The sequence below is a fragment of the Allobosea thiooxidans genome (genome assembly GCF_900168195.1).
GTDB lineage: Bacteria > Pseudomonadota > Alphaproteobacteria > Rhizobiales > Beijerinckiaceae > Allobosea > Allobosea thiooxidans.
The window spans coordinates 405,154-429,019 of the sequence record NZ_FUYX01000001.1 but is presented as its reverse complement, the minus strand read 5'-3'; the positions used below and the strand labels follow the sequence as shown (position 1 = coordinate 429,019).

General features: G+C 68.9%; 24 protein-coding genes. 15 read left to right on the top strand and 9 right to left on the bottom strand.

Features of this window, described 5'->3' with window-relative positions; all coding sequences use genetic code 11:
• Positions 1-5 precede the first annotated feature (5 nt).
• From B5Y19_RS02115 to B5Y19_RS02100, 4 genes are all read left to right on the top strand, one after another.
• Entirely contained in the window at positions 6-299 is a 294-nt protein-coding gene (locus B5Y19_RS02115) for a hypothetical protein (RefSeq protein WP_055727353.1), read from the top strand.
• Positions 300-588: 289 nt separating this feature from the next.
• Positions 589-2,673 carry an elongation factor G gene (locus B5Y19_RS02110; protein ID WP_055727352.1) on the top strand — a complete coding sequence of 695 codons (2,085 nt, stop codon included), beginning with the start codon at positions 589-591 and terminating at the stop codon, positions 2,671-2,673.
• A 206-nt stretch (positions 2,674-2,879) separates the two neighbouring features.
• Positions 2,880-4,595, top strand: a complete 1,716-nt coding sequence (locus B5Y19_RS02105) for an AMP-binding protein (RefSeq protein WP_139384226.1) — start codon at positions 2,880-2,882, stop codon at positions 4,593-4,595.
• 108 nt (positions 4,596-4,703) lie between these two features.
• Entirely contained in the window at positions 4,704-5,813 is a 1,110-nt protein-coding gene (locus B5Y19_RS02100) for a sulfite oxidase (RefSeq protein WP_055727350.1), read from the top strand.
• Positions 5,814-5,936: 123 nt separating this feature from the next.
• Here the strand turns inward: B5Y19_RS02100 and mtaB are convergent, their stop codons facing one another.
• Together mtaB and dapF are read right to left on the bottom strand one after the other, a co-directional pair.
• On the bottom strand, positions 5,937-7,208 hold the full coding sequence (mtaB, locus tag B5Y19_RS02095; RefSeq protein ID WP_055727349.1) for a tRNA (N(6)-L-threonylcarbamoyladenosine(37)-C(2))-methylthiotransferase MtaB: 1,272 nt from the start codon (positions 7,206-7,208) through the stop codon (positions 5,937-5,939).
• Positions 7,208-8,092 carry a diaminopimelate epimerase gene (dapF, locus tag B5Y19_RS02090; protein WP_055727348.1) on the bottom strand — a complete coding sequence of 295 codons (885 nt, stop codon included), beginning with the start codon at positions 8,090-8,092 and terminating at the stop codon, positions 7,208-7,210. The genes mtaB and dapF overlap by 1 nt, the downstream gene beginning before the upstream one ends.
• A gap of 200 nt (positions 8,093-8,292) precedes the next feature.
• On the opposite strand from dapF, the gene B5Y19_RS02085 reads away from it, so the two are divergent.
• Complete coding sequence (locus B5Y19_RS02085; RefSeq protein WP_244555447.1) at positions 8,293-9,108, top strand: GyrI-like domain-containing protein; 816 nt, start codon at positions 8,293-8,295, stop codon at positions 9,106-9,108.
• Between the two features lie 134 nt (positions 9,109-9,242).
• Here B5Y19_RS02085 and B5Y19_RS02080 read toward each other — a convergent pair whose 3' ends face one another.
• The 5 genes from B5Y19_RS02080 to B5Y19_RS02060 form a co-directional block, all read right to left on the bottom strand.
• Positions 9,243-10,301, bottom strand: coding sequence for an MBL fold metallo-hydrolase (locus B5Y19_RS02080; RefSeq protein WP_055726502.1), 1,059 nt, complete (start codon positions 10,299-10,301; stop codon positions 9,243-9,245).
• A 39-nt stretch (positions 10,302-10,340) separates the two neighbouring features.
• Entirely contained in the window at positions 10,341-10,943 is a 603-nt protein-coding gene (locus tag B5Y19_RS02075; RefSeq protein WP_055726503.1) for a class I SAM-dependent methyltransferase, read from the bottom strand.
• Positions 10,944-10,950: 7 nt separating this feature from the next.
• The gene (locus B5Y19_RS02070) at positions 10,951-11,577 is read right to left on the bottom strand and encodes a LysE family translocator (RefSeq protein WP_055726504.1); all 627 of its coding nucleotides are present in this window, start codon (positions 11,575-11,577) and stop codon (positions 10,951-10,953) included.
• A gap of 95 nt (positions 11,578-11,672) precedes the next feature.
• Positions 11,673-12,098: a hypothetical protein gene (locus tag B5Y19_RS02065; RefSeq protein WP_055726505.1), complete on the bottom strand. Its 426-nt coding sequence runs from the start codon at positions 12,096-12,098 to the stop codon at positions 11,673-11,675.
• 36 nt (positions 12,099-12,134) lie between these two features.
• Positions 12,135-12,689, bottom strand: a complete 555-nt coding sequence (locus B5Y19_RS02060; RefSeq protein ID WP_055726506.1) for a CAP domain-containing protein — start codon at positions 12,687-12,689, stop codon at positions 12,135-12,137.
• 381 nt (positions 12,690-13,070) lie between these two features.
• Between B5Y19_RS02060 and ffh the strand changes: the two genes are divergently transcribed.
• From ffh to trmD, 6 genes are all read left to right on the top strand, one after another.
• Positions 13,071-14,645, top strand: a complete 1,575-nt coding sequence (ffh, locus tag B5Y19_RS02055; RefSeq protein WP_055726507.1) for a signal recognition particle protein — start codon at positions 13,071-13,073, stop codon at positions 14,643-14,645.
• Complete coding sequence (locus B5Y19_RS02050; RefSeq protein WP_055726508.1) at positions 14,642-15,175, top strand: GNAT family N-acetyltransferase; 534 nt, start codon at positions 14,642-14,644, stop codon at positions 15,173-15,175. Before ffh ends, B5Y19_RS02050 begins: the two co-directional genes overlap by 4 nt.
• A gap of 12 nt (positions 15,176-15,187) precedes the next feature.
• The gene (rpsP, locus tag B5Y19_RS02045) at positions 15,188-15,559 is read left to right on the top strand and encodes a 30S ribosomal protein S16 (RefSeq protein WP_055726509.1); all 372 of its coding nucleotides are present in this window, start codon (positions 15,188-15,190) and stop codon (positions 15,557-15,559) included.
• Between the two features lie 131 nt (positions 15,560-15,690).
• A complete protein-coding gene (gene rimM, locus B5Y19_RS02040) occupies positions 15,691-16,218 on the top strand; it encodes a ribosome maturation factor RimM (protein WP_055726510.1) in 528 nt (175 codons plus the stop codon).
• Complete coding sequence (locus B5Y19_RS02035; RefSeq protein WP_055726511.1) at positions 16,205-16,876, top strand: HAD family hydrolase; 672 nt, start codon at positions 16,205-16,207, stop codon at positions 16,874-16,876. The genes rimM and B5Y19_RS02035 overlap by 14 nt, the downstream gene beginning before the upstream one ends.
• A 4-nt stretch (positions 16,877-16,880) precedes the next feature.
• Positions 16,881-17,612 (top strand): tRNA (guanosine(37)-N1)-methyltransferase TrmD, encoded by a 732-nt coding sequence (gene trmD / locus B5Y19_RS02030; protein WP_055726512.1) that lies wholly within the window; start codon positions 16,881-16,883, stop codon positions 17,610-17,612.
• A 65-nt stretch (positions 17,613-17,677) separates the two neighbouring features.
• Here the strand turns inward: trmD and B5Y19_RS02025 are convergent, their stop codons facing one another.
• The gene (locus B5Y19_RS02025) at positions 17,678-18,013 is read right to left on the bottom strand and encodes a rhodanese-like domain-containing protein (protein ID WP_176168538.1); all 336 of its coding nucleotides are present in this window, start codon (positions 18,011-18,013) and stop codon (positions 17,678-17,680) included.
• Between the two features lie 91 nt (positions 18,014-18,104).
• Entirely contained in the window at positions 18,105-19,307 is a 1,203-nt protein-coding gene (locus B5Y19_RS02020; protein WP_055726514.1) for a pyridoxal phosphate-dependent aminotransferase, read from the bottom strand.
• 165 nt (positions 19,308-19,472) lie between these two features.
• On the opposite strand from B5Y19_RS02020, the gene B5Y19_RS02015 reads away from it, so the two are divergent.
• From B5Y19_RS02015 to B5Y19_RS02000, 4 genes are all read left to right on the top strand, one after another.
• The gene (locus B5Y19_RS02015; protein WP_055726515.1) at positions 19,473-19,949 is read left to right on the top strand and encodes a YaiI/YqxD family protein; all 477 of its coding nucleotides are present in this window, start codon (positions 19,473-19,475) and stop codon (positions 19,947-19,949) included.
• A 234-nt stretch (positions 19,950-20,183) separates the two neighbouring features.
• The gene (locus B5Y19_RS02010; RefSeq protein ID WP_055726516.1) at positions 20,184-21,158 is read left to right on the top strand and encodes a Bug family tripartite tricarboxylate transporter substrate binding protein; all 975 of its coding nucleotides are present in this window, start codon (positions 20,184-20,186) and stop codon (positions 21,156-21,158) included.
• Between the two features lie 163 nt (positions 21,159-21,321).
• Positions 21,322-22,623, top strand: a complete 1,302-nt coding sequence (locus B5Y19_RS02005) for an NAD(P)H-dependent oxidoreductase (protein WP_055726517.1) — start codon at positions 21,322-21,324, stop codon at positions 22,621-22,623.
• 57 nt (positions 22,624-22,680) lie between these two features.
• A complete protein-coding gene (locus B5Y19_RS02000; RefSeq protein ID WP_139384225.1) occupies positions 22,681-23,817 on the top strand; it encodes a PQQ-dependent sugar dehydrogenase in 1,137 nt (378 codons plus the stop codon).
• Positions 23,818-23,866: the final 49 nt, after the last annotated feature.

Below are 23,866 nucleotides of genomic sequence, written 5' to 3'. Positions count from 1 at the left end.
ATTCCATGAGAGCATTTGCGCTGGGTATCGCAGTCGCAGCCTTCGCCTCGCTGGCGCAGGCGCAGCCGGCCTCGCCGCCCTCGACCGCAACGGAAGGCACCGGCAGCGGCTCGGGCGCGACGGGCATGGCGCCGCAGCAGGGGACGGGTTCGGGCGCTACCCAACACGCGCCGAACGCCAACCGGCCGGAGACGGGCCACGGCCCCGGCACGGAAACCCAGCAGAACCAGACCTATGGCCGCGACACGGCGCCCTCCGGCCAGCCGATCGATCAGAGCAACCCGAAACGCCAGCCTTAGGACGCAGCACGCCCTAGGACGAAGTATGGCTTGCAGGCGCTGTCGCGTCTCCGTGCTCGAGGAGGTTGACGGCGCGTCGTGACAGGCGAGGACAAATCGCTTGCGTCGGCCGTCGTTCGGCGCGAACCTTCCCCATCTGCCTCTTCGACGGCCGCCCGACCCCTGTCGGGCCCGAGCGACCGCCGCCTCCCGGCGTGTGCGCATTCGCCGTTCCCGCCGGCCCACTGCCGTGCGGAGCGGAGGCCGTCCCGCCTTTCCTCCGCCCCGGCCAGATCCGAAGGAGGAAGCCATGCCCGCAGCGGCACAGAATGGAGTTTCCGCAGCCGGTACCAGACGCGCGGGGCCGCGATGCATCGCCATCGTCGGTCCCTTCCAGAGCGGCAAGACGACCCTGCTCGAGAGCATCCTGATGCGGTGCGGCGCCCTGACGCGAACAGGCTCGGTGAAGGGCGGCAACACGGTCGGCGATGCCGCGCCGGAAGCGCGCGCGCATCAGATGAGCACGGAGCCGAGCGTCGCGACGGTCGAGTTCCTCGGCGATACCTTCCATTTCATCGACTGCCCCGGCTCGGTCGAGTTCCTGCACGAGATGCGCCATGTGCTGCCGGTGGTCGACGCCGCCGTCGTGGTCTGCGAGGCGGATGACCGCAAGGCGCCGGCGCTGGAGCTCGTGCTGCGCGAGCTCGAGGAGGCGGATATCCCGCGCTTCCTCTTCCTCAACAAGATCGACACGGCCTCGCGCCGGGTGCGCGAGACGCTCGGCATCCTGCAGCGCGCCTCGCGCACGCCGCTGCTGCTGCGCCAGATCCCGATCTGGAAGAACGGCATCGCCGTCGGCTTCATCGACCTCGCCCTGGAACGGGCCTTCATCTATCGCGAGCATGCGCCGAGCGAGATCGTGCCGCTGGCGGTCGACGAGACGGGCCGCGAGAAGGAGGCGCGATTCTCGATGCTCGAGCGGCTTGCCGATTACGACGACGAGCTGATGGAGGAGCTTCTGGGCGACATGGAGCCGCCGCGGGACCGCATCTTCGACGACCTCGCCCGCGAATTGCAGCATCGCCACGTCGTGCCGGTCCTGATCGGGGCGGCCGAGCGCGGCAACGGCGTGACCCGGCTGCTCAAGGCGCTCCGGCACGAGGCGCCCGGCCTCGCCGAGACGCGCGGGCGCACGGGCATCCTCGCGGAGGGACCGCCGCTGGCACAGGTGATGAAGAGCTGGCATTCCAGCCAGGGCGGCAAGCTCTCGCTGGCCCGCGTGATGCGCGGCCGGCTGGCGGAAGGGGACACGGTGACCTCGTCCGGAGGCGTCGAGACCCGGATCGCCGGCGTCCTCGCGCTGAAGGGCGGCGAGCAGAGCCGCAAGCCGGCGGCGGAGGAGGGCGAGGTCGCCGCCTTCGCCAAGCTCGACGGCATCGGCACCGGCGAGGCCTTCATGCTGGGCAAGGCCCGGGCCGGCGTCGTCAGCGCCATCGCGCCACCCGAGGCCGTCCACGCCGTGGCGATCATGGTGAAGGACCGCAAGGACGATGTGCGCCTCGCCGCGGCGCTGCAGAAGCTGACGGAGGAAGATACCGCGCTTGCCATGACGCAGATTCCGGAACTCGGCGAAACCCGCCTGTCCGGCCAGGGCGAGATGCATCTGCGGGTCGCGCTGGAGAAGCTCGCCGGGCGTTACGGCGTCACGGTGACGAGCCGGGCGCCGCAGATCGGCTACCGGGAGAGCATTCGCGGCCATGCGGGCGCGCGCGGGCGGCACCGCAAGCAGAGCGGCGGGCATGGCCAGTATGGCGACGTGGTCATCGAGGTCGCGCCGCTGCCGCGCGGGGAGGGGATCCGCTTCGTCGACCGGATCAGCGGCGGCGTGGTGCCGCGTCAGTATATCGGCTCGGTCGAGGCGGGCATGCGCGACTTTTGCGAGAAGGGGCCGCTCGGCTTCCCGGTCGTCGACATCGAGGTCACCTTGACCGACGGCTCCTATCACACCGTCGATTCCTCGGACATGGCCTTCCGCCAGGCGGCGCGGCTGGCGATGGGCGAGGCGATGCCGCAGGCGAAGCCGGTGCTGCTCGAGCCGATCCTGTCCGTCGACGTGGTGATCCCGTCCGAGGCGATGTCGCGCGCATCGGCCCTGGTCTCCGCCCGGCGCGGCCAGATCCTCGGCTACGATACCCGGCCGGGCTGGCGCGGCTGGGACCAGATCAAGGCGCTGGTGCCGGAATCGGAGATGCCGGGGCTGATCGTGGAGCTGCGCTCGGCGACATCGGGCGTCGGCTCCTTCAGCGCCCGCTTCGACCATCTGGCCGAGCTCGCCGGCAAGCAGGCCGAGACCGTGGTCTCGGCGCAGGCGCTCGCGCTGGCCCAGGGACGCTGACGCCCCGCCCTGCCAGCCGCACCGGACCGGAAGCCACCTGGCTTCCGGTTTCGCTTGCTTTCGCTCCTGCACGACAGTTTATATATAAACATTGTGCGAAGATGATGAGCCGGCGCTTGCGCCTTTGCCCACCCTTCCGCACTCTATGACGACGACAATGCCCGGAGCCTGTCGATGACGGGCAACCGGGCGAGCGGGAGGGGATGATGAACGCGATCGGTGGCGCGCAAGCCATGCATGACTCGCGCCCATGGCTGGCGCATTACCCGCCGGCGGTGCCGCGGGAGCTGGACGAGGCCAGGATCGGGACGCTGGCAGACCTGATCCGCTCTGCCTGCACGCGCTATGCCGGCCGGCCGGCCTTCGAGAGTTTCGGCAAGGCGATCACCTTCGCCGAGACCCTGCGCGCGGCGGAGGCCTTCGCCGGCTGGCTGCAGGCGCAGGGGCTGAAGAAGGGGGACCGCGTCGCGCTGATGATGCCGAACATCCTCGCCTATCCGGCGGCGATCTTCGGGACGCTCCTCGGCGGATTCACCGTCGTCAACGTCAATCCGCTCTATACGGCGCGCGAACTGACTCACCAGCTCAACGATGCTGGCGCGCGCGTGCTCGTGGTGATCGAGAACTTCGCCCATGTCGTCGAGGAGGCCCGCGCGAACCTCAAGCTCGATTCCATCGTCATCGCCACCGCCGGCGATCTGATGGGGTTCAAGGGCAAGATCGTCAATTTCGTCGCGCGGCGGATCAAGAAGGTGGTCAGGCCCTACGACCTGCCGGGCGCGGTGCCCCTGCTCCCGATCCTGCAGGGGGGAACCGCGATGGCGCCGGTGACGGTCGGGCCGGACGACGTGGCCTTCCTGCAATACACCGGCGGCACGACGGGCGTGGCCAAGGGAGCGACGCTGACGCACCGCAACGTCGCGGCGAATGTCCAGCAGGCCGGGCTGTGGCTGGAATGGGTGCTTGAGCCGCCGCTCGGGCGCAGCGACTACCAGCACGTCATGGTCACGGCGCTGCCGCTCTACCACATCTTCGCCCTGACCTGCTGCTGCCTGTTCATGCTCCGGATCGGCGCGAAAAGCCTCCTGATCGCCAATCCGCGCGACATTCCGGGATTCATCAAGACGCTGAAGGCGAACCGCTTCACGCTCTTCTCGGGCGTCAACACGCTCTACAACGCGCTCGCCAACCACCCGGAGATCAGGCAGGTCGACTTCTCCGAGATGCGCTTCGCCGTGGCCGGCGGCATGGCGACGCAGGCTGCCGTCGCCAAGCAGTGGAAGGCGGTCACGGGCCGCCCGATCATCGAAGGCTACGGGTTGTCGGAGACCTCGCCGGTCGCCACGATCAACCGGCCCGACATCCAGGAGTTCACCGGAACGATCGGCTATCCGATTCCATCGACCGATATCGCGATCCGCGACGGCGAGGGCAACGACATGCCGCTCGGCGAGGCGGGCGAGATCTGCATTCGCGGGCCGCAGGTGATGGCGGGCTACTGGAACCGCCCGGACGAGACCGCCAAGGCGATGACGGCGGACGGCTATTTCCGCAGCGGCGATGTCGGCGTGATGCTGCCGGACGGGCAGATCAAGGTCGTCGACCGGATGAAGGACATGGTGCTGGTCTCCGGCTTCAACGTCTATCCGAACGAGGTGGAAGACGTGCTCGCCTCGCATCCGGGGGTGCTCGAATCGGCGGTGATCGGGTTGCCCGACGAGCATTCCGGCGAGGCCGTCACGGCCTTCGTGGTGCGCAAGGACCAGACGCTGACAGCCGACGAGCTGCGCGCCTTCTGCAAGGAGAACCTGACCGGCTACAAGGTTCCCAAGCAGATCTTCTTCCGGGAAACCCTGCCGAAGACCAATGTCGGCAAGGTGCTGCGGCGGGCGCTGCGCGAGGAGGTCGTCGCCAAGCGCTGAGCGGCTGCGGCGCAGGCGGCAGTCGACAGACCGGTGGGCAATGTGTCTTCTGGGCGGCCCGCGCGATGCCGGCCAGCCGCCACCGCGCCCCTCGGAGAAGATCGTCGCTTGCCTCATCGTCTCGTCGAACTGCCGCTGCTGCGCCGGCTGAAGCCCGGCCTCCATGTCTATGAGGAGGCTGCGCTCAATGCCGAGCCGGGCCTTGCCTTGCTCGACGAGCCGATCACGCCGGTCGACGCCTTCTTCATCCGCAACAATGGCGAACTGCCCGAGATCGGCGAAGAGCGCGACTGGACGCTGACCATCGACGGCGAGGTCGAGCGCCCGGCCGTCTGGACCGTCGCCGGCCTGCGCCAGCGCTTCGAGACCGTCACGGTCACCGCCGTCCTCGAATGCGCCGGCAACGGGCGCTCGCAGTTCTCGCCGGCGACGGACGGGCTGCAATGGCGGCTCGGCGCCGTGGGCTGCGCGCGCTGGACCGGGGTGCGGCTGGCGGATGTGATCGAGCATGCCGGGCCGAAGCCGAGCGCCGTCTATACCGGCCATCACGCGCCTGATCGGCAGGTCGGCAAGCCTGACAAGCCGGCGCTGTCGCGCGGCCTGCCGATGGTCAAGGCGCTCGCGCCCGAGACCCTGATTGCCTTCGCGATGAATGACGAGCCGCTGCCGCGCCTGCATGGCGGGCCGCTGCGCATCGTCGCGCCGGGCTATCCCGGCTCGGCCTGGCAGAAATGGCTCGACCGGATCAGCCTGCGCCCCTTCGAGCATGACGGCGAGAAGATGCGCGGCACCGACTACCGGCTGCCGGTCGAGCCGCTGCGGCCGGGCGACAAGCTCGATACTGCCGATTTCGCCGTGATCACCGACATGCCGGTGAAGTCGCTCGTCACCACGCCGGTCGATGGCTTCGTGGCCAGGACAGGCGATCGGCTCAAGGTCGGCGGCTTTGCCTGGAGCGGCGCGGTCCGACTCGCTGCGGTCGAACTCTCCTGCGACGGTGGCGAGAGCTGGCAGGAGGTCCCGTTGCAGCCGGGCGAGGGAGATTTCGCCTGGCAGCGTTTCGAGACGGAGGTTTCGGCCGATCGGGCCGGGCCGTTCACGATCATGACGCGAGCCCGGGATGTAGCCGGCAACAGCCAGCCGATGGAGATCGCCTGGAACCCGCGTGGCTACTGCAACAATCAGGTGCAGCGCGTGCGCGGCGCGGTCACCGATTGAGGCATTGAACCTTTTCCCGCTGCGGCGCGTCTAATATCCGGGTCTGCCGTCCCGGCATGGCTCTGCCGCCTCGGTCTCTCCTCCTCCTCCCATCGGCGACCGAGGCGGCGCTTCCCTTCGCTGCTACGCAGCCAGCAGGGCGCGCCCGTCGGCGGCATGGCCCGTCGCCGTGAGGATCTGTCCCGCCGCGACGTCGCGGCCGAAGCGCACCAGCGTGAAGTCCTCCGCCCGGCCGGTGTTGCCACGCTCGGTCAGGATGCTGAGCTGTCGGCCGACGCGCTCGGCAAGATGCCGCTCCTGCGCGGCGGCCGCGGCCGCCCGCAGGCGTGCAGCGCGCTCGGCGACGACGACGCCGGGCAACTGGGGCATGCGCGCGGCTGGCGTGCCGGGGCGGGCGGAATAGGGGAAGACATGGACGAAGCTCAGCCCGCATTCCGCGACGAGTTCGAGCGAACGGGCGAACATCGCCTCGTCCTCGGTCGGGAAGCCGGCGATGAGATCGGCGCCGTAGACGATGTCGGGGCGCAGGGCCCGGATCTCGGCGCAGAAGCGGATGGCGTCGGTACGGCTGTGGCGGCGCTTCATGCGCTTCAGGACGAGGTCGTCGCCGGCCTGCAGCGACAGGTGCAGATGCGGCATCAGCCGCGCCTCGGTCGCGAGCAGCTCGCGCAGGGTGTCGTCGACCTCGACCGCGTCGATCGAGGAGAGGCGCAGGCGCGGCAGCTCGGGCAGATCCCGCAGGATCGCGCGCGCCAGCGTGCCGAGCGAGGGCGTCTCCGGCAGGTCGCGGCCATAGCTGGTGAGGTCGACTCCGGTCAGCACGATCTCGCGGGCGCCGGCCTCGACCAGCCGGCGGCACTGCGCGACCACGTCGCCGATCGCGAGCGAGCGCGAGTTGCCGCGCCCGAAGGGGATGACGCAGAAGGTGCAGCGATGGTCGCAGCCGTTCTGGACCTGGACGAAGCCGCGCGTATGGCCGGAGAAGCGGCCGGTGACCGGTGCGCGCAGGACGGTGCGGGCCATGATGTCGCCGACATCGAGCTTGTCGGCAGCGGCCGTGTCGGGCTGGCCGAGGCTGTTGGAGCGGGCGAGCGCCGCCCAGCTCTCCGGATCGAGCTTCTCGTCATTGCCGAGGACCCGGTCGGCCTCCGGCATCCCGGCGAAGCGCTCAGGCTCGATCTGGGCCGCGCAACCGGTGACGATGACGGGGCGCGCGGGCTGCTCGCGCTTGAGGCGGCGTATGGCCTGGCGCGCCTGGCGCGTCGCCTCGGCGGTGACGGCGCAGGAGTTGACGATGGCGGCGTCCTTCAGCCCGGCGGCCTCAGCCTGGAGCCGCAGCGCCTCGCTCTCGACGATGTTGAGGCGGCAGCCGAAGGTGACGACCTCCAGCGCCATCAGGCCGCGCGCTCGATCAGGGCCGGGTCGATCCAGCCTTCCCACTCGAATTCGACAGGGCCGGTCATCAGCACATGGGCGTCGCTCTCGCGCCATTCGATGGCGAGGTCGCCGCCCGGCAGGCTGACGGTCGCCTTGCGCGCGGAGAGCTCGCGCCTGACCGCCGCGACCAGCGCCGCGCAGGCGCCCGAGCCGCAGGCCTGGGTGATGCCGGCGCCGCGCTCCCAGACGCGCAGCACGATATGGTCCGGCGCCTTCACCGCGGCGAGCTCGATATTGGCGCGGTCGGGGAAGATCGGGTGGTTCTCCAGCAGCGGGCCGATCTGCTCGAGATTGTAGGCATAGGGGTCCTCGACGAAGAAGACCGCATGGGGATTGCCCATGTTGACGGCGCAGGGCGTGTGCAGGACGGGAGAGTCGATCGGCCCGATCTGCAGTTCGAAGCGGCTGGTGTCCTCGAAGGGCTCGGCCAGCGGGATCTGGTCCCAGGCGAGGCGCGGCACCCCCATGTCGACGGTGAAGAGGGTCTCGCCCTCGCGCACCGCCGGCAGCAGCCCCGCCTTGGTCTGCAAGGCGAGGCGGGTCTTGGCCGCATCGCCCATCTGCGGATCGGCGACCATCGCCCAGGCGACGCAGCGCGTGCCGTTGCCGCAGGCGCCGGCCTCGGAGCCGTCGGTGTTGTAGATGCGCACGAAGGCGTCGGTGCCGGGCGTCACGGCATCGTGCAGGACCATCAGCTGGTCGAAGCGGGCGCGCGGCTCGGAGGCGATGGCGCGGGCCTCGGCCTCGCTGACGACATGCTTGGTGCCGCGCAGGTCGAGCACCGTGATCTGGTTGCCGAGCCCGTTCATCTTCAGGAACCGGCGATTGGCCAGAGCGTTCATTTGGTCACACGTCCCATGAATGCGGGGTCTATGACCGAGGCGACGTGAAAAAGCCACCCTCATCCCCGTTCCTGCAAGAAGGTGGACATTCTATGCTGCGCTGCAAGGGCGCGAATCGCGTGAAACTCAGGGCCGTGACGATGCGGTATTCCCGGATTTGTGTTCTGGCGCTCGCCGGCTTGGTGAGTGCCTCCAGCGGAATGGCCGTCGCGCAGGGGCGCGTCGCTCCGCCGACGGCGGTCGAGTCGGCGCCACTGGCGCCGCCGCCCGGCGCGGCGCCGGCCGCCCCGGCACAGACGCCGCCGGTCCCGGTGCCGGAGCAGCCAGGGAACCCGCAGCCGGTGCAACCGGCTCCGCCCGCGCCGAATCCGGTGACGCCGCAGCCGGTGCAGCCCGCCCCGAGCCTGCCGGCCCCGCTCGAGCCGCAGCCGGTGCAGCCGCCGCCGACGCTACCGGTGCCTCAGCCCGGGCAGCCGTCCGCGCCGTTGCAGCAGCAGACCGGCCTGCCGGATCCCAATGCGACGCTGGCCGGCAAGGGCACCGATTCCAGCGATGTCGGGGAGGTGACGCTCGCGCCGAAGCCCGTGATGGTCCTGTCCGGCCAGGCGAGCTGGGACCAGGGCTTTCAGAAACTCGCCGACAGCTTCAAATCCCTGCGCGCCGAGGCCCAGAGAACGGGGCTGGCGGTGGCCGGACGACCGCTCACGCTCTTTGTCGAGACGAGCGACGACGGCTTCCGCTTCGAGGCGATGCTGCCGGTCGCGATCCCGCCCGGGGGGCAGGCGCCGGCGCTCGGCACCGATTTCCGGATGGGAACCTCGCCGGCCGGGCCGGCGCTGCGCTTCCTGCACCAGGCGCCCTATGACGACATCGACTCCACCTATGAGACGATCACCGCCTATCTCGAGGCGAAGAGCATCGTCGTGAAGGACACCTTCCTGGAGGAGTATGTCAGCGATCTCACCGATCCGGGCGATCCGAATCTCGAGATCAACGTCTACGTCCAGCCGAAGTGAAATAGGCATTCCCCGTCATGCTCGCCCTTGTGGCGAGCATCCATGTCTTGAACGCCGGTTCCGACCCATGAAGACGTGGATGGTCGGGACAAGCCCGACCATGACGGGCGCGTATTCGGGACGACGGTCGCCCTCTACACGCTCCAGCTCAGGCCCGGCCGCATCGGCCGGAAGCGCTCCTCCGGCAGGCCGGCCTGGGCGAGGGCCGTCTTCAGGGCTTCGAGCGGGCGCTCCACACCCTCGTCGGTGAGCTGGAAGGTGCCCCAGTGGTGGCCGACGGCCTGCTCGGCGCGCAGCGCCAGCATGACCTTCACCGCCTCGTCCGGGTTCATGTGGTTGTCCGACATGAACCAGCGCGGCTCATAGGCGCCGATCGGCAGCACGGCGAGGCGGAACGGCCCGTGCTCGCGGCCGAGCCGCTCATAGAGCGAGCCGTCGTGATAGCCGGTGTCGCCGATATGGAAGACCTTCGTGCCGCCCGCCTCGAAGAGGTAGGAGCACCATAGCGCCATCCGCCGGTCGAAGGCGCCGCGGGCCGACCAGTGATAGCTCGGCATCAGCGTGATCGTGACCGCGTCGGATAGTTCGAGCCGGTCGTTCCAGTCATGCGCCTCGGCGCGGGCATCGGGGATGCGGGCCTTGACGATCGTGTCGTTGCCGAGCGGCATGATCATGCGCGGCTGGTCGCGGCGATGCAGGCGCGCCAGCGTCTCGATGTCGAGATGGTCGTAGTGGTTGTGGGTGATCAGAACCGCGTCGACCCGCGGCAGGTCGTCGAAGGCGACGCCGGGCTCGTTCACCCGCCTCGGACCGATGAAGGAGAAGGGGCTGGCGCGCTCCGAATAGACCGGGTCGACCAGCAGGTTGAGGCCGCCGATCTGATAGAGGAACGAGGCGTGGCCGAGATGGACGATGCGGACGCCGTCGACCTGCGCCGGGGGCTTGTCCTGCGGCGGCGCGGCGTATTGCGGCGGGAAGCTTTCGCGCTCGCGCTTGCCGGTCTGCCAGCGCAGCACGTCGAGCAGGCCCTTGCTGACCGGGCGGCCGTCGCTGAAGACAAGGCCGTTGAAATGGTCGCTGACCGGCCCCTGGTAATAGGGATTGCGTGAGCGGGAGATCGCGGCCCAGGCGCCGCCGGTCGAGGCCAGCAGGGCGCCGAGGCCGACGAAGGAGAGGAGCTTGCGGCGGGTCATGGCCCAGAAGAGGTAGGCCGCCGCGCCCTCGCGTCAAGGTTACGGTGCCTTGATCGCCAGGGCGTGAAGCCAGCGCGTCGGCTGGCGATCGTAGCCGGAGCCCATTTCCTCCTCGATCTCCAGGGACTGCCAGCGCGTCTCCGCCCCATAGACCGCGCGCAGTTCCGTCGCCGAGAGATAGTTGAAGTAGCGGCCGAGGCTGTCGCGCCCTTCCGTCTCGCCCGCCTTGAAGCTGGCATAGAAGACGCCGCCCGGCCGCAGCGCGGCGTGGATACGGTCCATTATGCCCGGCAGTGCCGGGCGCGGGGCATGCAGGAGGCAGGCATGCGCCCAGACGCCGTCATAGGCGGCGCCTTCCTGCAGATCCTCGAAGAGCAGGACGCGGACGCGGCGGCCGAGGCGCCGCTCCGCCTGCCGGGCGAGCTCCGGCGAGCCGTCGGTCGGCACGACGTCGAAGCCGCGCCGCAGCATCTCCTCGCTGTCCTGGCCGCCGCCGCAGCCGAGCTCGAGAATCCGGGCGCCGGGGGCGAGCCTTGCCGTGAAGAGGCCGATGCGGTGGTGCTCGGCCTGCCGGTTCCGTCCGGCATAGGCGCCGGCTTCCTCGGCATAGAAGCCGAGGGTCTGATCGTCCTTGCCCGGCATGGCGGCTTCAGTTGCTCCCGGAGCGGATCGCGACCGTGGCGACGCCGGCGCCGATCAAGAGCGTGCCGCCGGCCTTGTTGAACAGGCCGATCGCGCGGGGATTGCTGACCACGGCGCGGGCACGCGAAGCGATCAGCGCGTAGCCCATGGCATTGGCGAAGGCGAGGCCGATGAAGGTCGCCTCGAAGATCAGCATCTGCATCCAGAAATCGCCCTTCGGGTCGAGGAACTGCGGCAGGAAGGCGACGAAGAACGTGATGCTCTTCGGGTTGAGCGCGGTCACCAGCCAGGCATGGCCGAGCATCTTCCAGGCGGGGGCGGCGTCCTCGCGCGGCTTGGCGTCGAGCGTGCCGCCGGCGCGGAAGAGCTTGATCCCGAGCCAGACGAGATAGGCCGCGCCGATCCATTTCAGCGCGGTGAAGACCATGGCGGAGGTCGCGAGCAGCGCGCCGACGCCGAGCATCGAGAGCGTCATCGCTGTGAAGTCGCCGAGCGCGACGCCGACGGCGATCGGGAAGGCGGTGCGCCAGCCCTGGCCGAGCGCATAGGAAATCACGAGCAGGATCGTCGGTCCGGGAATGACCAGGAGGACGGCGGTGGCGGCGGCGAAGGCGGCCCAGGCTTCGAAGGTCATGGGTGATGGCTCCGATAAAAACCAGAGCCATCACCAGAAGCGGTGGTTTGTAAAGAGCCGGCCTCCCCAAATCCGGGAGGCGGATCCCCGACGGCTCAGCGCGCGCCGCGCAGGAAGTCGCAGAGGCCCTTCCGGACGGCCGCCTCGGGAGCGATCTGGCCGGGCTGGACGGTGAAGGCGATGTCGATGCGCGTGCCGGTGGCCTGCTTGCGCGCGTTCACCTTCAGGATCTGCGGACGGCCCGAGCCGGTCACTTCCTGAACGGCGGAGATGGTGCCGCTCGCCTTGTCGACCCGGATGTCCATGAAGTCGCCGTCGGCCTGGATCGCCCTGACGATCGCCGGCAGTACGGTGGCCGGCGCCTTCTTGGACAGGTCCCAGGTCCTGTAGGTGATCTGCGAGACCATCGGCACGCCGGAGGAGGAGAAATTGGTGGCGCAGGGCTGCGCCTGGGCGCCGGTCAGGCCGGCAAAGGAGGCGGAGGCGGCAATGACAAAAGGAACAAGAAAACGAATGGACATCGTAGCGCTCGCAATCGAGTAGCAGGATGTCGTCGGTTAGCGGGGCTGCGACGGCCTGTCACCGTAACCCATGGTCACCCGCGGCTCCGGGTCGGCCGCCACCACCAGCACCCACCAGGCGCGATAGCTGGTGCGCGGGTCCTTGGAGAGCGCGATGCCGTAGCGGGTGGCTTCCCTCATCCGCAGATTGGCGTCATGGCCGGGCGATTTGCGCCAGCCGTCGAAGGCTTCCTCGACCGAGAAATAGCCGCCGCCGAGATTTTCCGCCGCCCGGGTGCTGTCGACGCCGGCGGCATGGATGCGGGTGGTGAAGTTGCCGCCGGCATCGTGCGAGAGCGCGTTGGCCGCGACCATGGCGTCGGCCTGGCGCTGCGCCATCGCCATCAGGCGCGGATCCGGCCTGACGGGACCGAGGCCGTTGCTGGCGCGATAGGCGTTGAGGATGCGCCCCGCCTGGGCCGGATCCAGCGAGACGGCCGCGAGCTTCTCGACCATGCGGGGGTCGAGCGGGCCTTCGCGCCGGGGATCGCCGGCACAGGCAGCAAGGAAGAGGGAGAGGGCCAGCAGAGGGAGGGCAGTCGCAAGCTTCATGAGAATCGCTGTCGAATCAGGAGCGCGAAGCGATGGCGCGAGATCAGGGCCGTTCTGCGGCCGCGCTTCACAATCTCGTGTATAGGCGGAATGTGCGGGATGGAAGGCGGGACGCTCTCTCGTCGTTGCCCCCGCGCCGGAGGAGGGCGCCGCCGACCGGAAAACCGCCGCCAAACTTGACTTTCGCCATAGTCTTCCGCTTTAAGACCGCATCCGTTTCGCCGACATCGCCGAAACCACATCCGCCGACCGGGCCGCGCAAGCCGCTTCCATGAGCCCGGAGGTCAACGCCCGACAGCGCGTCTGCGCCCTCGGGCGCGAAACCGCTTGGCGATGAGGTTCCGGTGGTGACGGCTTCCTGAGGCAAGCAGGCAGGTCCGCATGTTCGGCACGCTGAGCGATAGACTCTCCGGCATCCTCTCGGGGCTGACCCGCCGGGGTTCGCTGACCGAGGAGGACGTCAACGCGGCTCTCCGCGAGGTGCGGCGCGCGCTGCTCGAGGCGGACGTCGCGCTCGAGGTCGTCCGGTCCTTCACCGACAAGGTGCGCGAGCGTGCCGTCGGCGCCGAGGTGCTGAAGTCGGTCACGCCCGGCCAGCAGGTCATCAAGATCGTCAACGACGTCCTGATCGAGACGCTGGGCGGCGAAGGCGAGGGCATCAATTTCGATGCCGTGCCGCCGGTCCCGGTCCTGATGGTCGGCCTTCAGGGCTCCGGTAAGACGACGTCGACGGCGAAGATCGCCAAGCGCCTGACCGAGCGCCACAAGAAGAAGGTGCTGATGGCGTCGCTCGATACGCGACGCCCCGCCGCCATGGAACAGCTCGCCATTCTCGGCAGCCAGGTCGGCGTGCAGACGCTGCCGATTGTCGCCGGCCAGTCGGCCGTGCAGATCGCCAGGCGCGCGGTCGAGGCCGCCCGCCTCGGCGGCTTCGACGTCGTGATGCTCGACACCGCCGGCCGCGTGACGCTCGACGACACGCTGATGGCCGAGGTCGCCGAGGTGAAGGCCGCGACCAGTCCGCATGAAGTTCTGCTCGTCGCCGACGCGCTGACGGGTCAGGACGCGGTCAACACGGCGCGCGCCTTCGATGCCCGCGTCGGCCTTACCGGTATCGTACTGACCCGCATGGACGGCGATTCGCGCGGTGGCGCGGCGCTCTCGATGCGCGCCGTCACCGGCAAGCCGATCAAGCTCGTCGGTATCGGCGAGAAGGTCGACGAGCTCGACGAATTCCATCCCTCGCGCGTCGCCAACCGCATCCTCGGCATGGGCGATATCGTCTCGCTCGTCGAGAAGGCGGCGCAGACCATCGACGCCGAGCAGGCGCAGGCCACCGCGCAGCGCATGGCCAAGGGGCAGTTCGACCTCTCCGACATGCGCGCCCAGCTCCAGCAGATGGAGAAGATGGGCGGCATCGGCGGCGTGATGGGCATGCTGCCCGGCATGAAGCAGGCCCAGTCGCAGCTCGCCAATGCGGGCGTCGGCGACAAGATGTTCAAGAGCATGATCGCCGCGATCGACTCGATGACGCCGGCCGAGCGCAAGAATCCCGACCTGCTCAAGAACAGCCGCAAGAAGCGCATCGCGGCAGGCTCCGGCACCACGGCCGAGCAGATCAACAAGCTGCTGAAGATGCATCGCGGCATGGCCGACGCCATGAAGATGATGAGCAAGCAGAAGGGCGGCATGCTCGGCAAGCTCGGCTCGATGTTCGGGCTCGGCGGCGGCCTGCCTGCCGGCATGCCCGATCCCTCGAAGATGGACCCGGCCCAGCTCGCCGAACTGCAGAAGCAGCTCGGCGCTGGTGGTGGTTTGCCGTCGATGCCGCCGGGCGGCTTCCCCGGTCTGCCGAAGGGTGTGACGCCTCCCGCCGGCATGATGCCGAAGCTGCCGGGCCTCGGCGGCAGCGGCCTGCCCGGGCTGGGCGGACCGTTCGGGGGCAAGAAGAAGTGATTCCCGTTCTGGAAACAGAACGACTGCGGCTGCGCGGCTGGACGGCTGCCGATTTCGACGTGCTCGCGCGTTTCTTCGGCGATGAAGAGCTGACCCGCTATGTCGGCGGCGCCAGCAGCCGCGAGGATTCGTGGCGCCGGCTTTCCAGCATGGCTGGACATTGGGTGCTGCGCGGCCACGGTCTCTGGGCCGTGGAAGCGAAGGAGGACGCCCGTCTCGTCGGCTGGTGCGGCCTGCTTTCGCCGGAAGGCTGGCCCGAGCCCGAGGTCGGGTGGAGCCTGTTCGCAGGCGAGCATGGCCGCGGCTACGCGACCGAAGCCGCCCTGCGCGTCCGCGACTATGCCTATCGTGACTTGGGTTGGACCACGCTGATGAGCCTGATCCACCCCGATAATCGACCCTCGATCCGTGTCGCCGAGCGTCTCGGCGCCACCTTCGAGAAACCGTTCGTGATCCGTGGCACGGAGGTCGGGATCTACCGGCACCCGGCCGCCGAGCCTGCGAAACAAAAGCCTGCAAACCTGAACTGACTGGAGAAGACCATGTCCCTCAAGATCCGCCTGACCCGCGGCGGCGCCAAGAAGCGCCCCTATTACCGCATCGTCGTCGCCGACGCCCGCTCGCCGCGCGATGGCCGCTTCATCGAGAAGATCGGCTCCTATGACCCGATGAAGCCGAAGGACGCTGCCGACCGCGTCGTGCTCGACCTCGAGAAGGTCCAGGCCTGGCTCGCCAAGGGCGCCCAGCCGACCGACCGCGTGCTGCGCTTCCTCGATGCCGCCGGCCTCGCCAAGCGCCCGGCCCGCAACAACCCGAAGAAGGCCGTCCCGGGCGAGAAGGCCAAGGAGCGCGCCGAGAAGAAGGCCGAGAAGGCCGCTGCTCCGGCTGCCGAAGAAGCCGCTGCCGAGGCGTGATTTCGTCTTGAAGACGGGACTTCGTCATTCCGGGAGACCGAAGGGAAACCCGGAATCCATCGTAGAGCGGTGTCGCCCTTCGATGGATTCCGGCTTTGTGCCGCATCGCGGCCTCGCCGGAACGACGAGCCATGTCTGACGAAAATCTCATCCTGCTCGGAATCGTCGGCGCGCCGCATGGCGTGCGCGGCGAGGTCCGGATCAAGACCTTCACCGGCGATCCGCTCGCGATCGCCGGTTACGGCCCGCTTGCCGATGGCAGGGGCCGCAGCTTCGAGATCACCGATATCCGCCCGGCCAAGGAGGTCGTCGTCGCCCGGCTCAAGGGCGTGACGACGCGCGAGGCTGCCGAGGCGCTGAACGGCACCGAGCTGTTTGTCGCCCGCGACAAGCTGTCGGCGGATGCGGACGAGGACGAGTTCCTCCAGGCCGACCTCATCGGCTGCAGCGTGATCGGCCCGGACGGCGCCGTGCTCGGCACCGTGACCGCCGTCGAGAACTACGGCGCGGGCGACCTGCTCGATATCGAGACGCCGGACGGGCGCTCCGTCCTGATGCCCTTCACCAAGGCCTTCACGCCGCGCATCGACATTGCCGCGAAGCGCATCGAGGCGGAGCCGCCGCTGGGATTGTTCGAGCCCGACGATGACAAGCGATAAGCCCGCCCGCGCGCTGATCTTCGACATGGACGGCACCATCGTCGACAACATGCGCTTCCATGACGACGCTTGGGAAAGCTGGCACGTCAGTAACCAGCTGCCGTTCGACCGCAACACCTTCGCCGCCCGGACGGCCGGCATGGCCGGCAACGAGATCATCTCCTCCTATTTCCCGCAGGCCGCCGTCGCCGAGCTCGATGCGATGAGCGACGCCAAGGAAGCGCTCTATCGCGAGGCCTATCTGCCGCATGTGGCCGCGAATGCCGGCTTCGTCGAGCTGATCGCGCGCGCCGAAGCGGCGGGCGTGCCGATGGCCGTGGCGACGGCCGCGCCGCCGGCCAATATCGAGGTGGTGCTGGACACGCTCGGCCTGCGCCAGCGCTTCGCCACCATCGTCTCGCCGAGCCAGGGCTTTCGCGGCAAGCCGCATCCGGACATGTTCCTGGCCGCGGCCGAGCGCATGAAGGTCGATCCGGCCGACTGCATCGTCTTCGAGGACGCGCCGCTCGGCGTCGAGGCGGCCCGGCGGGCCGGCATGCGGGCCGTGGCGCTGCTCACCATGCTCGATGCGAACGGCTTCGCGGCCTATGACAACCTGATCGCCTCGGCTCGCGATTTCACGGCGCTGGACGGCCTGCCGGCGCTGCGCTTTGCTTGAAGGCATGCCCTTTCGCGCCTCGATCCTGACGCTCTATCCGGAGATGTTTCCGGGGCCGCTCGGCGTCTCGCTGGCGGGCGAGGGGTTGCGCAAGGAATTGTGGTCGCTCGACACCCACCAGATCCGCGACCATGGCATCGGCCGGCATCGCAATGTCGACGACAATCCCGCAGGCGGCGGCGCCGGCATGGTGCTGCGTTGCGACGTGCTGGCGGCGGCGATCGACGCGGCGGTGCGGGCGGACGATGCGCGTCCGCGCCTGCTGATGTCGCCGCGCGGGCGCCCGCTCCAGCAGCGCCAGGTGCGCGAATGGGCTGAAGGGCCCGGCCTCGTCATCGTCTGCGGGCGCTTCGAGGGCGTCGACGAGCGCGTGATCGAAGGGCGCAACCTGCTCGAGGTCTCGATCGGCGACTACATCCTCTCCGGCGGCGAGATGGCGGCGCTGACGCTGCTCGATGCCTGCGTGCGCCTGATCCCCGGCGTGATGGGCAAGGTCGCATCGGGCGAGGACGAGAGCTTCGAGAACGGGCTGCTGGAATATCCGCATTACACGCGGCCGCGCGAATGGGAGGGCAGGGGCCTGCCCGAGGCGCTGCTCTCCGGCGACCATGCCCGCATCGCGAAATGGCGGCGCGAGCAGGCGGAGCAGATCACGCGGGAGCGGCGGCCGGACCTTCTTTCCCTTCTCCCCTCGGGGGAGAAGGTGTCTGCGAAGCAGACGGATGAGGGCCGTTAACGCTACTCTTCCCTCATCCGTCAGCGCTCCGCGCTGCGACCTTCTCCCCCGAGGGGAGAAGGACGCTAACGATACTCCGCCACCGGCAGCCTCTCGGCGAGCCAGCCGCCCGGCCCGAGAACCCCGCCCCGCACGCCTGCGAGATCGCGCCAGCCGCGGCCGGCGAGCTTCTGCGCCACTGCCACGGCCTGTGCGCCCGTCCGATCGATCAGGACGATGCGCTTGCCGGGATTGTCGAGGCGCAGCCCCGCGATCCTGACCTCGAAGGCCGGCGCGTCGGCGGAGAGCGCCACGGCGCCCTGCGGCAGGCCGGTATCGGCCCATTCCGCCGCGTCGCGGATATCGACGAGCACGACCCGCTTCGCCTGGGCCGCCTCATAGGCTTCGCGGGGCGAGAGCATCGTCACCGACTGCCCGAAAACGAAAGAGGCCGGGAGCAGCAAGCTCCCGGCCAGCAGGGTTCGGCGCGTTGCGGCGCCCTTGAGCATTCGCTCAGCGTAGCTCGGCGCAGAAGCGCTGGATGCGGCGGCAGGCCTCTTCCAGCTTCTCGTCCGAGGTGGCGTAGGAGATGCGGAAGTTCGGGCCGAGGCCGAAGGACGAGCCGTGGACGGCCGCGACGGCTTCCGCTTCGAGCAGGCCCATGACGAGGTCCTCGTCGGTCTCGACCTTCTTGCCGTTCGGCATGGTCTTGCCGATCAGGGCGGAGCAGTCGGGATAGACGTAGAACGCGCCTTCCGGCACCGGGCACTTCAGGCCGCGGGTCTGGTTCAGCATGGAGACGACGAGGTCGCGGCGACGCTCGAAGGCCTTCTTGAAGACCGGGATATGCTCCTGCGTGCCGTCGAGCGCCTCGACCGCGGCCCATTGCGAGATCGCCGAGGTGCCCGAGGTCTGTTGGCCCTGGACGAGGTCCATCGCCTTGATCAGCTGATCGGGGCCGGCGGCGTAGCCGATGCGCCAGCCGGTCATGGCGTAGGACTTCGAGACGCCGTTCATGGTCAGCGTGCGCTCGTAGAGGGCGGGCTCGACCTGCGCCGGGGTGACGAACTGGAAGTCGCCATAGACGAGGTGCTCGTACATGTCGTCGGTGAGGATCCAGACATGCGGATGGCGCATCAGCACATCCGTGAGCTTCTTCATCTCGGCATGGCTGTAGGCGGCGCCCGAGGGGTTCGACGGCGAGTTCAGGATCACCCACTTGGTCTTCGGGGTGATCGCCTTCTCGAGGTCTTCCGGCTGCAGCTTGAAGTCGTTCTTGAGATAGGTCTCGGCGAAGGTCGCCGTGCCGCCGCAGAGCGCCACCATCTCCGGATAGGAAACCCAGTAGGGCGAGACGCAGATCACTTCGTCGCCCGGGTTCAGCGTGGCGAGGAGCGCGTTGTAGATGACGTGCTTGCCGCCGGTCGAGACGATGGTCTGGCTCGCCTTGTAGTCGAGGCCGTTCTCGCGCTTGAACTTGCGGGCGATCGCCTCGCGCAGTTGCGGAATGCCGGGGACCGGGGTGTACTTGGTCTCGCCGCGGCGGATCGCGGCGATGGCCGCTTCCTTGATATTGTCCGGCGTGTCGAAATCGGGCTCGCCGACGGAGAGCGAGATCACGTCCTTGCCCTGGGCTTTCAGGTCGCGGGCCTTCTGCGTGATCGTGATGGTCGCGGACGGCTTCACGCGCTTCAGGGCATCGGCAAGAAAGGCCATGGGACTGGTCTCCGGAGGAGGCGGAAGGGTGAGCGCCCGGTGAGGCGCGCGCGTGGTTTATGACTCGCGGGCAGTGATCGCAAGCGCAACTGCTTGATGTTTTGCAGAAGCGTCATGAATTCGAAGCGGTTTGCCCTTGCGGCCGGAGCATGCGAAGGCCGGCGGATGACGAATGCCATACCCATCGCGATCTATGTCGATGCCGACGCCTGCCCGGTGAAGGACGAGGTCTATCGTGTCGCCGGCCGCCACGGCCTGCATGTCTTCGTCGTCGCCAACAGCTTCCTCAACCTGCCCCGCGAGCCCTGGATCGAACGCGTGACCGTGCCCGGCAGCTTCGATGCCGCCGATGACTGGATCGCGGAGCGCGTCGGGCGCGGCGCGATCGTGGTCACGGCCGACATTCCGCTCGCCGACCGCTGCATCAAGGCCGGCGCCGAGGTGATCGGGCCGACGGGCAAGCCCTTCACCGAAGCCTCGATCGGCATGGCGCTGGCGACGCGCGACATGATGGAGGATCTGCGCGCGATGGGAACGGTGCAGGGCGGGCCGAAGCCGTTCTCGCAGAAGGACCGCTCGGTCTTTCTGCAGGCACTCGATCTCGCGATCCAGCGACTGAAGCGCGCGGGCTTCGGCGCCTAGAGATCTGCAGGCCGTCATTGCGAGGAGCGAAGCGACGAAGCAATCCAGGAGGGCCGGGTGAGACGCTCAACCCAGTCCTCCTGGATTGCTTCGCTGCGCTCGCAATGACGGGAGTGGCGGGCGTTGCCGCGCTGGTGGCTATGACTTTGGCATCGCTGGACGCCCGTGTCCTTTGCCCCTAAAGCTCCGGCCAAAGCAGGCCCGCCATCCAGGCGGGTGCCCGGGAGGAAGCTCATGTCGTTGACCCGCCGTTCCACGCTCGGCCTGATGGCCGGCGCCGTCTTCGCTCCGTCGATCGTCCGGGCTCAGAGTTTCCCCAGCAAGGTCATCACGCTCGTCGTGCCCTATCCGGCGGGTGGCCCGACCGACGCGATCGCGCGCTTCGTCGCGCAGGACATGGCGGTGGCGTTCGGGCACAACGTCGTCGTCGACAACCGGGCCGGCGCCTCGGGCGCGGTCGGCACGCGCGCCGTCGCCCATGCCGAGCCCGACGGCTACACCATCGTCTTCGGCAACAACCAGACGCATGGCAACAACATGTTCCTGCTCAAGGAGCCGGGCTACGACGCGGTGAAGGACTTCGCGCCGCTCGCCGGCGTCGGCGCCTTCGAGCATGCCTTCGTCGTGCGCAAGGATCTGCCGGCCAAGAACATCCAGGAGCTGATCGCGCTCGCCAAGGCCGATCCGGGCAAGCTGAACTACGGCTCGACCGGCGTGGGATCCGGCTCGCACCTCGCCATGGAGCTGTTCATGCAGCGCACCGGCATCAAGATGACGCATGTGCCGTTCCGCGGCGCGGCGCCGCTGGTGCAGGAGATCGTCGCCGGCCGCATCGACATCGCCAACTCGACGCTGCCGAGCGTGCTCGAGCAGATCAATGCCGGCACGCTGCGGGCGCTCGCCATCGCCAGCCCCGAGCGCAACCCGCGCGCCAAGGACATCCCGACGCTGCGCGAGCAGGGCGTGAACAATGCCGACGCCGATTCCTGGGCCGCCTTCTTCGCCCCGGTGAAGACGCCGGACGCCGTGCTCGACACCCTTTCCAAGGCGATCATCGCCTCGCTGAACAAGCCGGAGACGCGGGAGGCGATCCTGAAGCTCGGCTTCACGCTCAAGGTGCGCGATCCGGCGGCGTTCAAGCCCTACCACGCCCAGGAGATCGCGACCTGGAAGCAGATCATCACTGAAGCCGGCGTGAAGCCGGAATAAGGCGACCTTCTCTCAGCCCTCATCCGGGAGCGGCCGCGTCGGCGGCCGTCTCCATGGATGATCCAGTGGTCTCCGCAGTTTCCTGAAGCAGGCTTCGAGACGCGCTCCGGTCGAGTGCTGCTCGGGATCGGGCTGCGGAGCGTGATGCGCAGGAGAGTGCTCCATGAATCTGATGCCCAAGCTCGCCGCCCGCCGGGAGGCGGGCAAGCCCGTGCGCGCCGCGCTGATCGGCGCCGGCAAATTCGGCTCGATGTTCCTGTCCCAGGTGCCGCATATCGAAGGGCTCGAGGTCGCGGTCATCGCCGATCTCGACCCCGAGCGCGCCAGGGCCGCCTGCCGCAATGTCGGCTGGGACGAGGCCCGCATCGCGCGGACGCGCTTCGTCGATGACGGCATCCAGGCTGCCCGCACCGACGGCGTCGAGGTGGTGCTGGAGGCGACCGGGCACCCGGCCGCGGGCGCGCGCCATGCGCTCGCCGCGATCGAGGCCGGGCGCCATGTCGTCATGGTCAATGTCGAGGCCGACGTGCTTGTCGGGCCGGTGCTGGCGCGCCGCGCACAGGCTGCCGGCGTGGTCTATTCGATGGCCTATGGCGACCAGCCGGCTCTGGTCTGCGAGATGGTCGACTGGGCGCGTGCCACCGGCTTCACCGTCGCTGCCGCGGGCAAGGGCACGAAATACCTGCCGGCCTATCACAACGTCACCCCCGACGACGTCTGGGCCCATTACGGGCTGACGCCGGAAGCGGCGAAGGCCGGCGGCATGAACCCGCAGATGTTCAACTCCTTCCTCGACGGCACGAAATCGGCCATCGAGATGGCGGCGATCGCCAATGCCTGCGAGCTCGACGTGCCGGAGGCTGGGCTCGGCTTCCCGGCCTGCGGCGTCGACGACCTCGCCAATGTGCTGCGGCCGCGCACTGTGGGCGGGCAGCTCGAACGCGACGGCATGGTCGAGGTCGTCTCCTCGCTGGAGCGCGACGGCCGCCCGGTCTTCCGCGACCTGCGCTGGGGCGTCTATGTCGTGCTGAAGGCGCCGAACGACTACGCTGCCGCCTGCTTCAAGCAATACGGCCTGCCGACCGATGCGACCGGACGCTACGCGGCGATGTACAAGCCCTTCCATCTGATCGGCCTCGAACTGCCGATCTCGGTGCTGAACGCGGCGCTGCGGCAGGAGCCGACCGGAACGACGCGCAGCTGGCGCGGCGATGCCGTGGCCGTCGCCAAGCGGGCGCTCAAGGCCGGCGAGACGCTCGACGGCGAGGGCGGCTACACCGTCTATGGCCGGCTGATGCCGGCGACGGCGAGCCGGGCCTGCGGCGCGCTGCCGGTCGGGCTTGCCCATGGCGTCAAGCTCCGGCGCGACGTGGCGGCGGGCCAGCCGGTCACCGAGGCGGATGTGACGCTCGACGAGAGCCAGCCGATCGTCTCACTTCGTCGTGAGCTTCTCGCAACGGCTTGATGCGCCGCGTCGTTGACCTCAGTCTCTGGCAGTGCCGGGCGAGCGAGGGAGATGACGATGCGATTTGGGTCCGTGGGACGGGCGTTCGCGGCCGGGATATTCGTGGCCGCGATCGCGGCGGGCGCGGCCGCTGCCCAGCAGCGCTTTCCGTCGAGCGCGGGTGAGCTCATCGTCGAGACCGTGGCCAGCGGCCTGGAGAACCCCTGGGGCCTCGCCTTCCTGCCTGACGGGCGGATGCTCGTCACCGAGCGGCCCGGGCGCCTCAGGATCGTCGGCACCGACGGCACGCTCTCGCGGCCGATTACCGGCGTGCCCAGCGTGATGGCGCGCGGGCAGGGCGGGCTTCTCGACGTCGCGCTCGACCCCGCCTTCGCCGAGAACCGGCTGGTCTATTTCTCCTTCGCCGAGCCGCGCTCCGGCGGCAACGGCACCAGCGTCGGCCGCGGACGGCTCAACGAGCAGGGCACCGCGCTGGCGAATGTCGAGGTGATCTTCCGGCAGATGCCGTCGATCGCTTCCAACATGCATTTCGGCTCGCGCCTCGTCTTCGACCGCACGGGCGCGCTGTTCGTCACCGTGGGCGACCGCTACAGCCAGCGCGAGCAGGCGCAGAACCCCGCCAACCATATCGGCAAGGTCATCCGCATCCGGCCCGAGGGCGGCGCGCCCGCCGACAATCCGAAGAAGCAGGGCTGGGCGCCCGAGGTCTGGTCGATCGGCCATCGCAACGTGCAGGGCGCCGCGCTGCATCCGCAGAGCGGCCAGCTCTGGACCGCCGAACATGGCGCGCGCGGCGGCGACGAGATCAACACGCCGAAGGCCGGGCTGAACTATGGCTGGCCGGTCATCACCTACGGCATCGACTATTCCGGCGCCAAGATCGGGGAGGGGACGGCGAAGCCCGGCATGGAGCAGCCGCTGTTCTACTGGGATCCGTCGATCGCGCCCTCCGGCGCCGCCTTCTACACCGGTCCGGTCTGGCCGGCCTGGAGGAACTCGCTCTTCGTCGGCGCGCTCGCCGGGCAGATGCTGGTCCGGCTCTCGACGCAGGGCGAGGCGGTGACCGGCGAGGAGCGGCTGCTCACCAATATCGGCGAGCGCATCCGCGATGTCGTCCAGGGGCCGGACGGCTTCCTCTATCTGCTCAGCGACGATGCGAACGGAAAGGTTCTGCGGGTCAGGCCGGCTCGCTGAGATTTTGAGCTTCTCACCGAGCCGCCACCGTCATTGCGAGCGCAGCGAA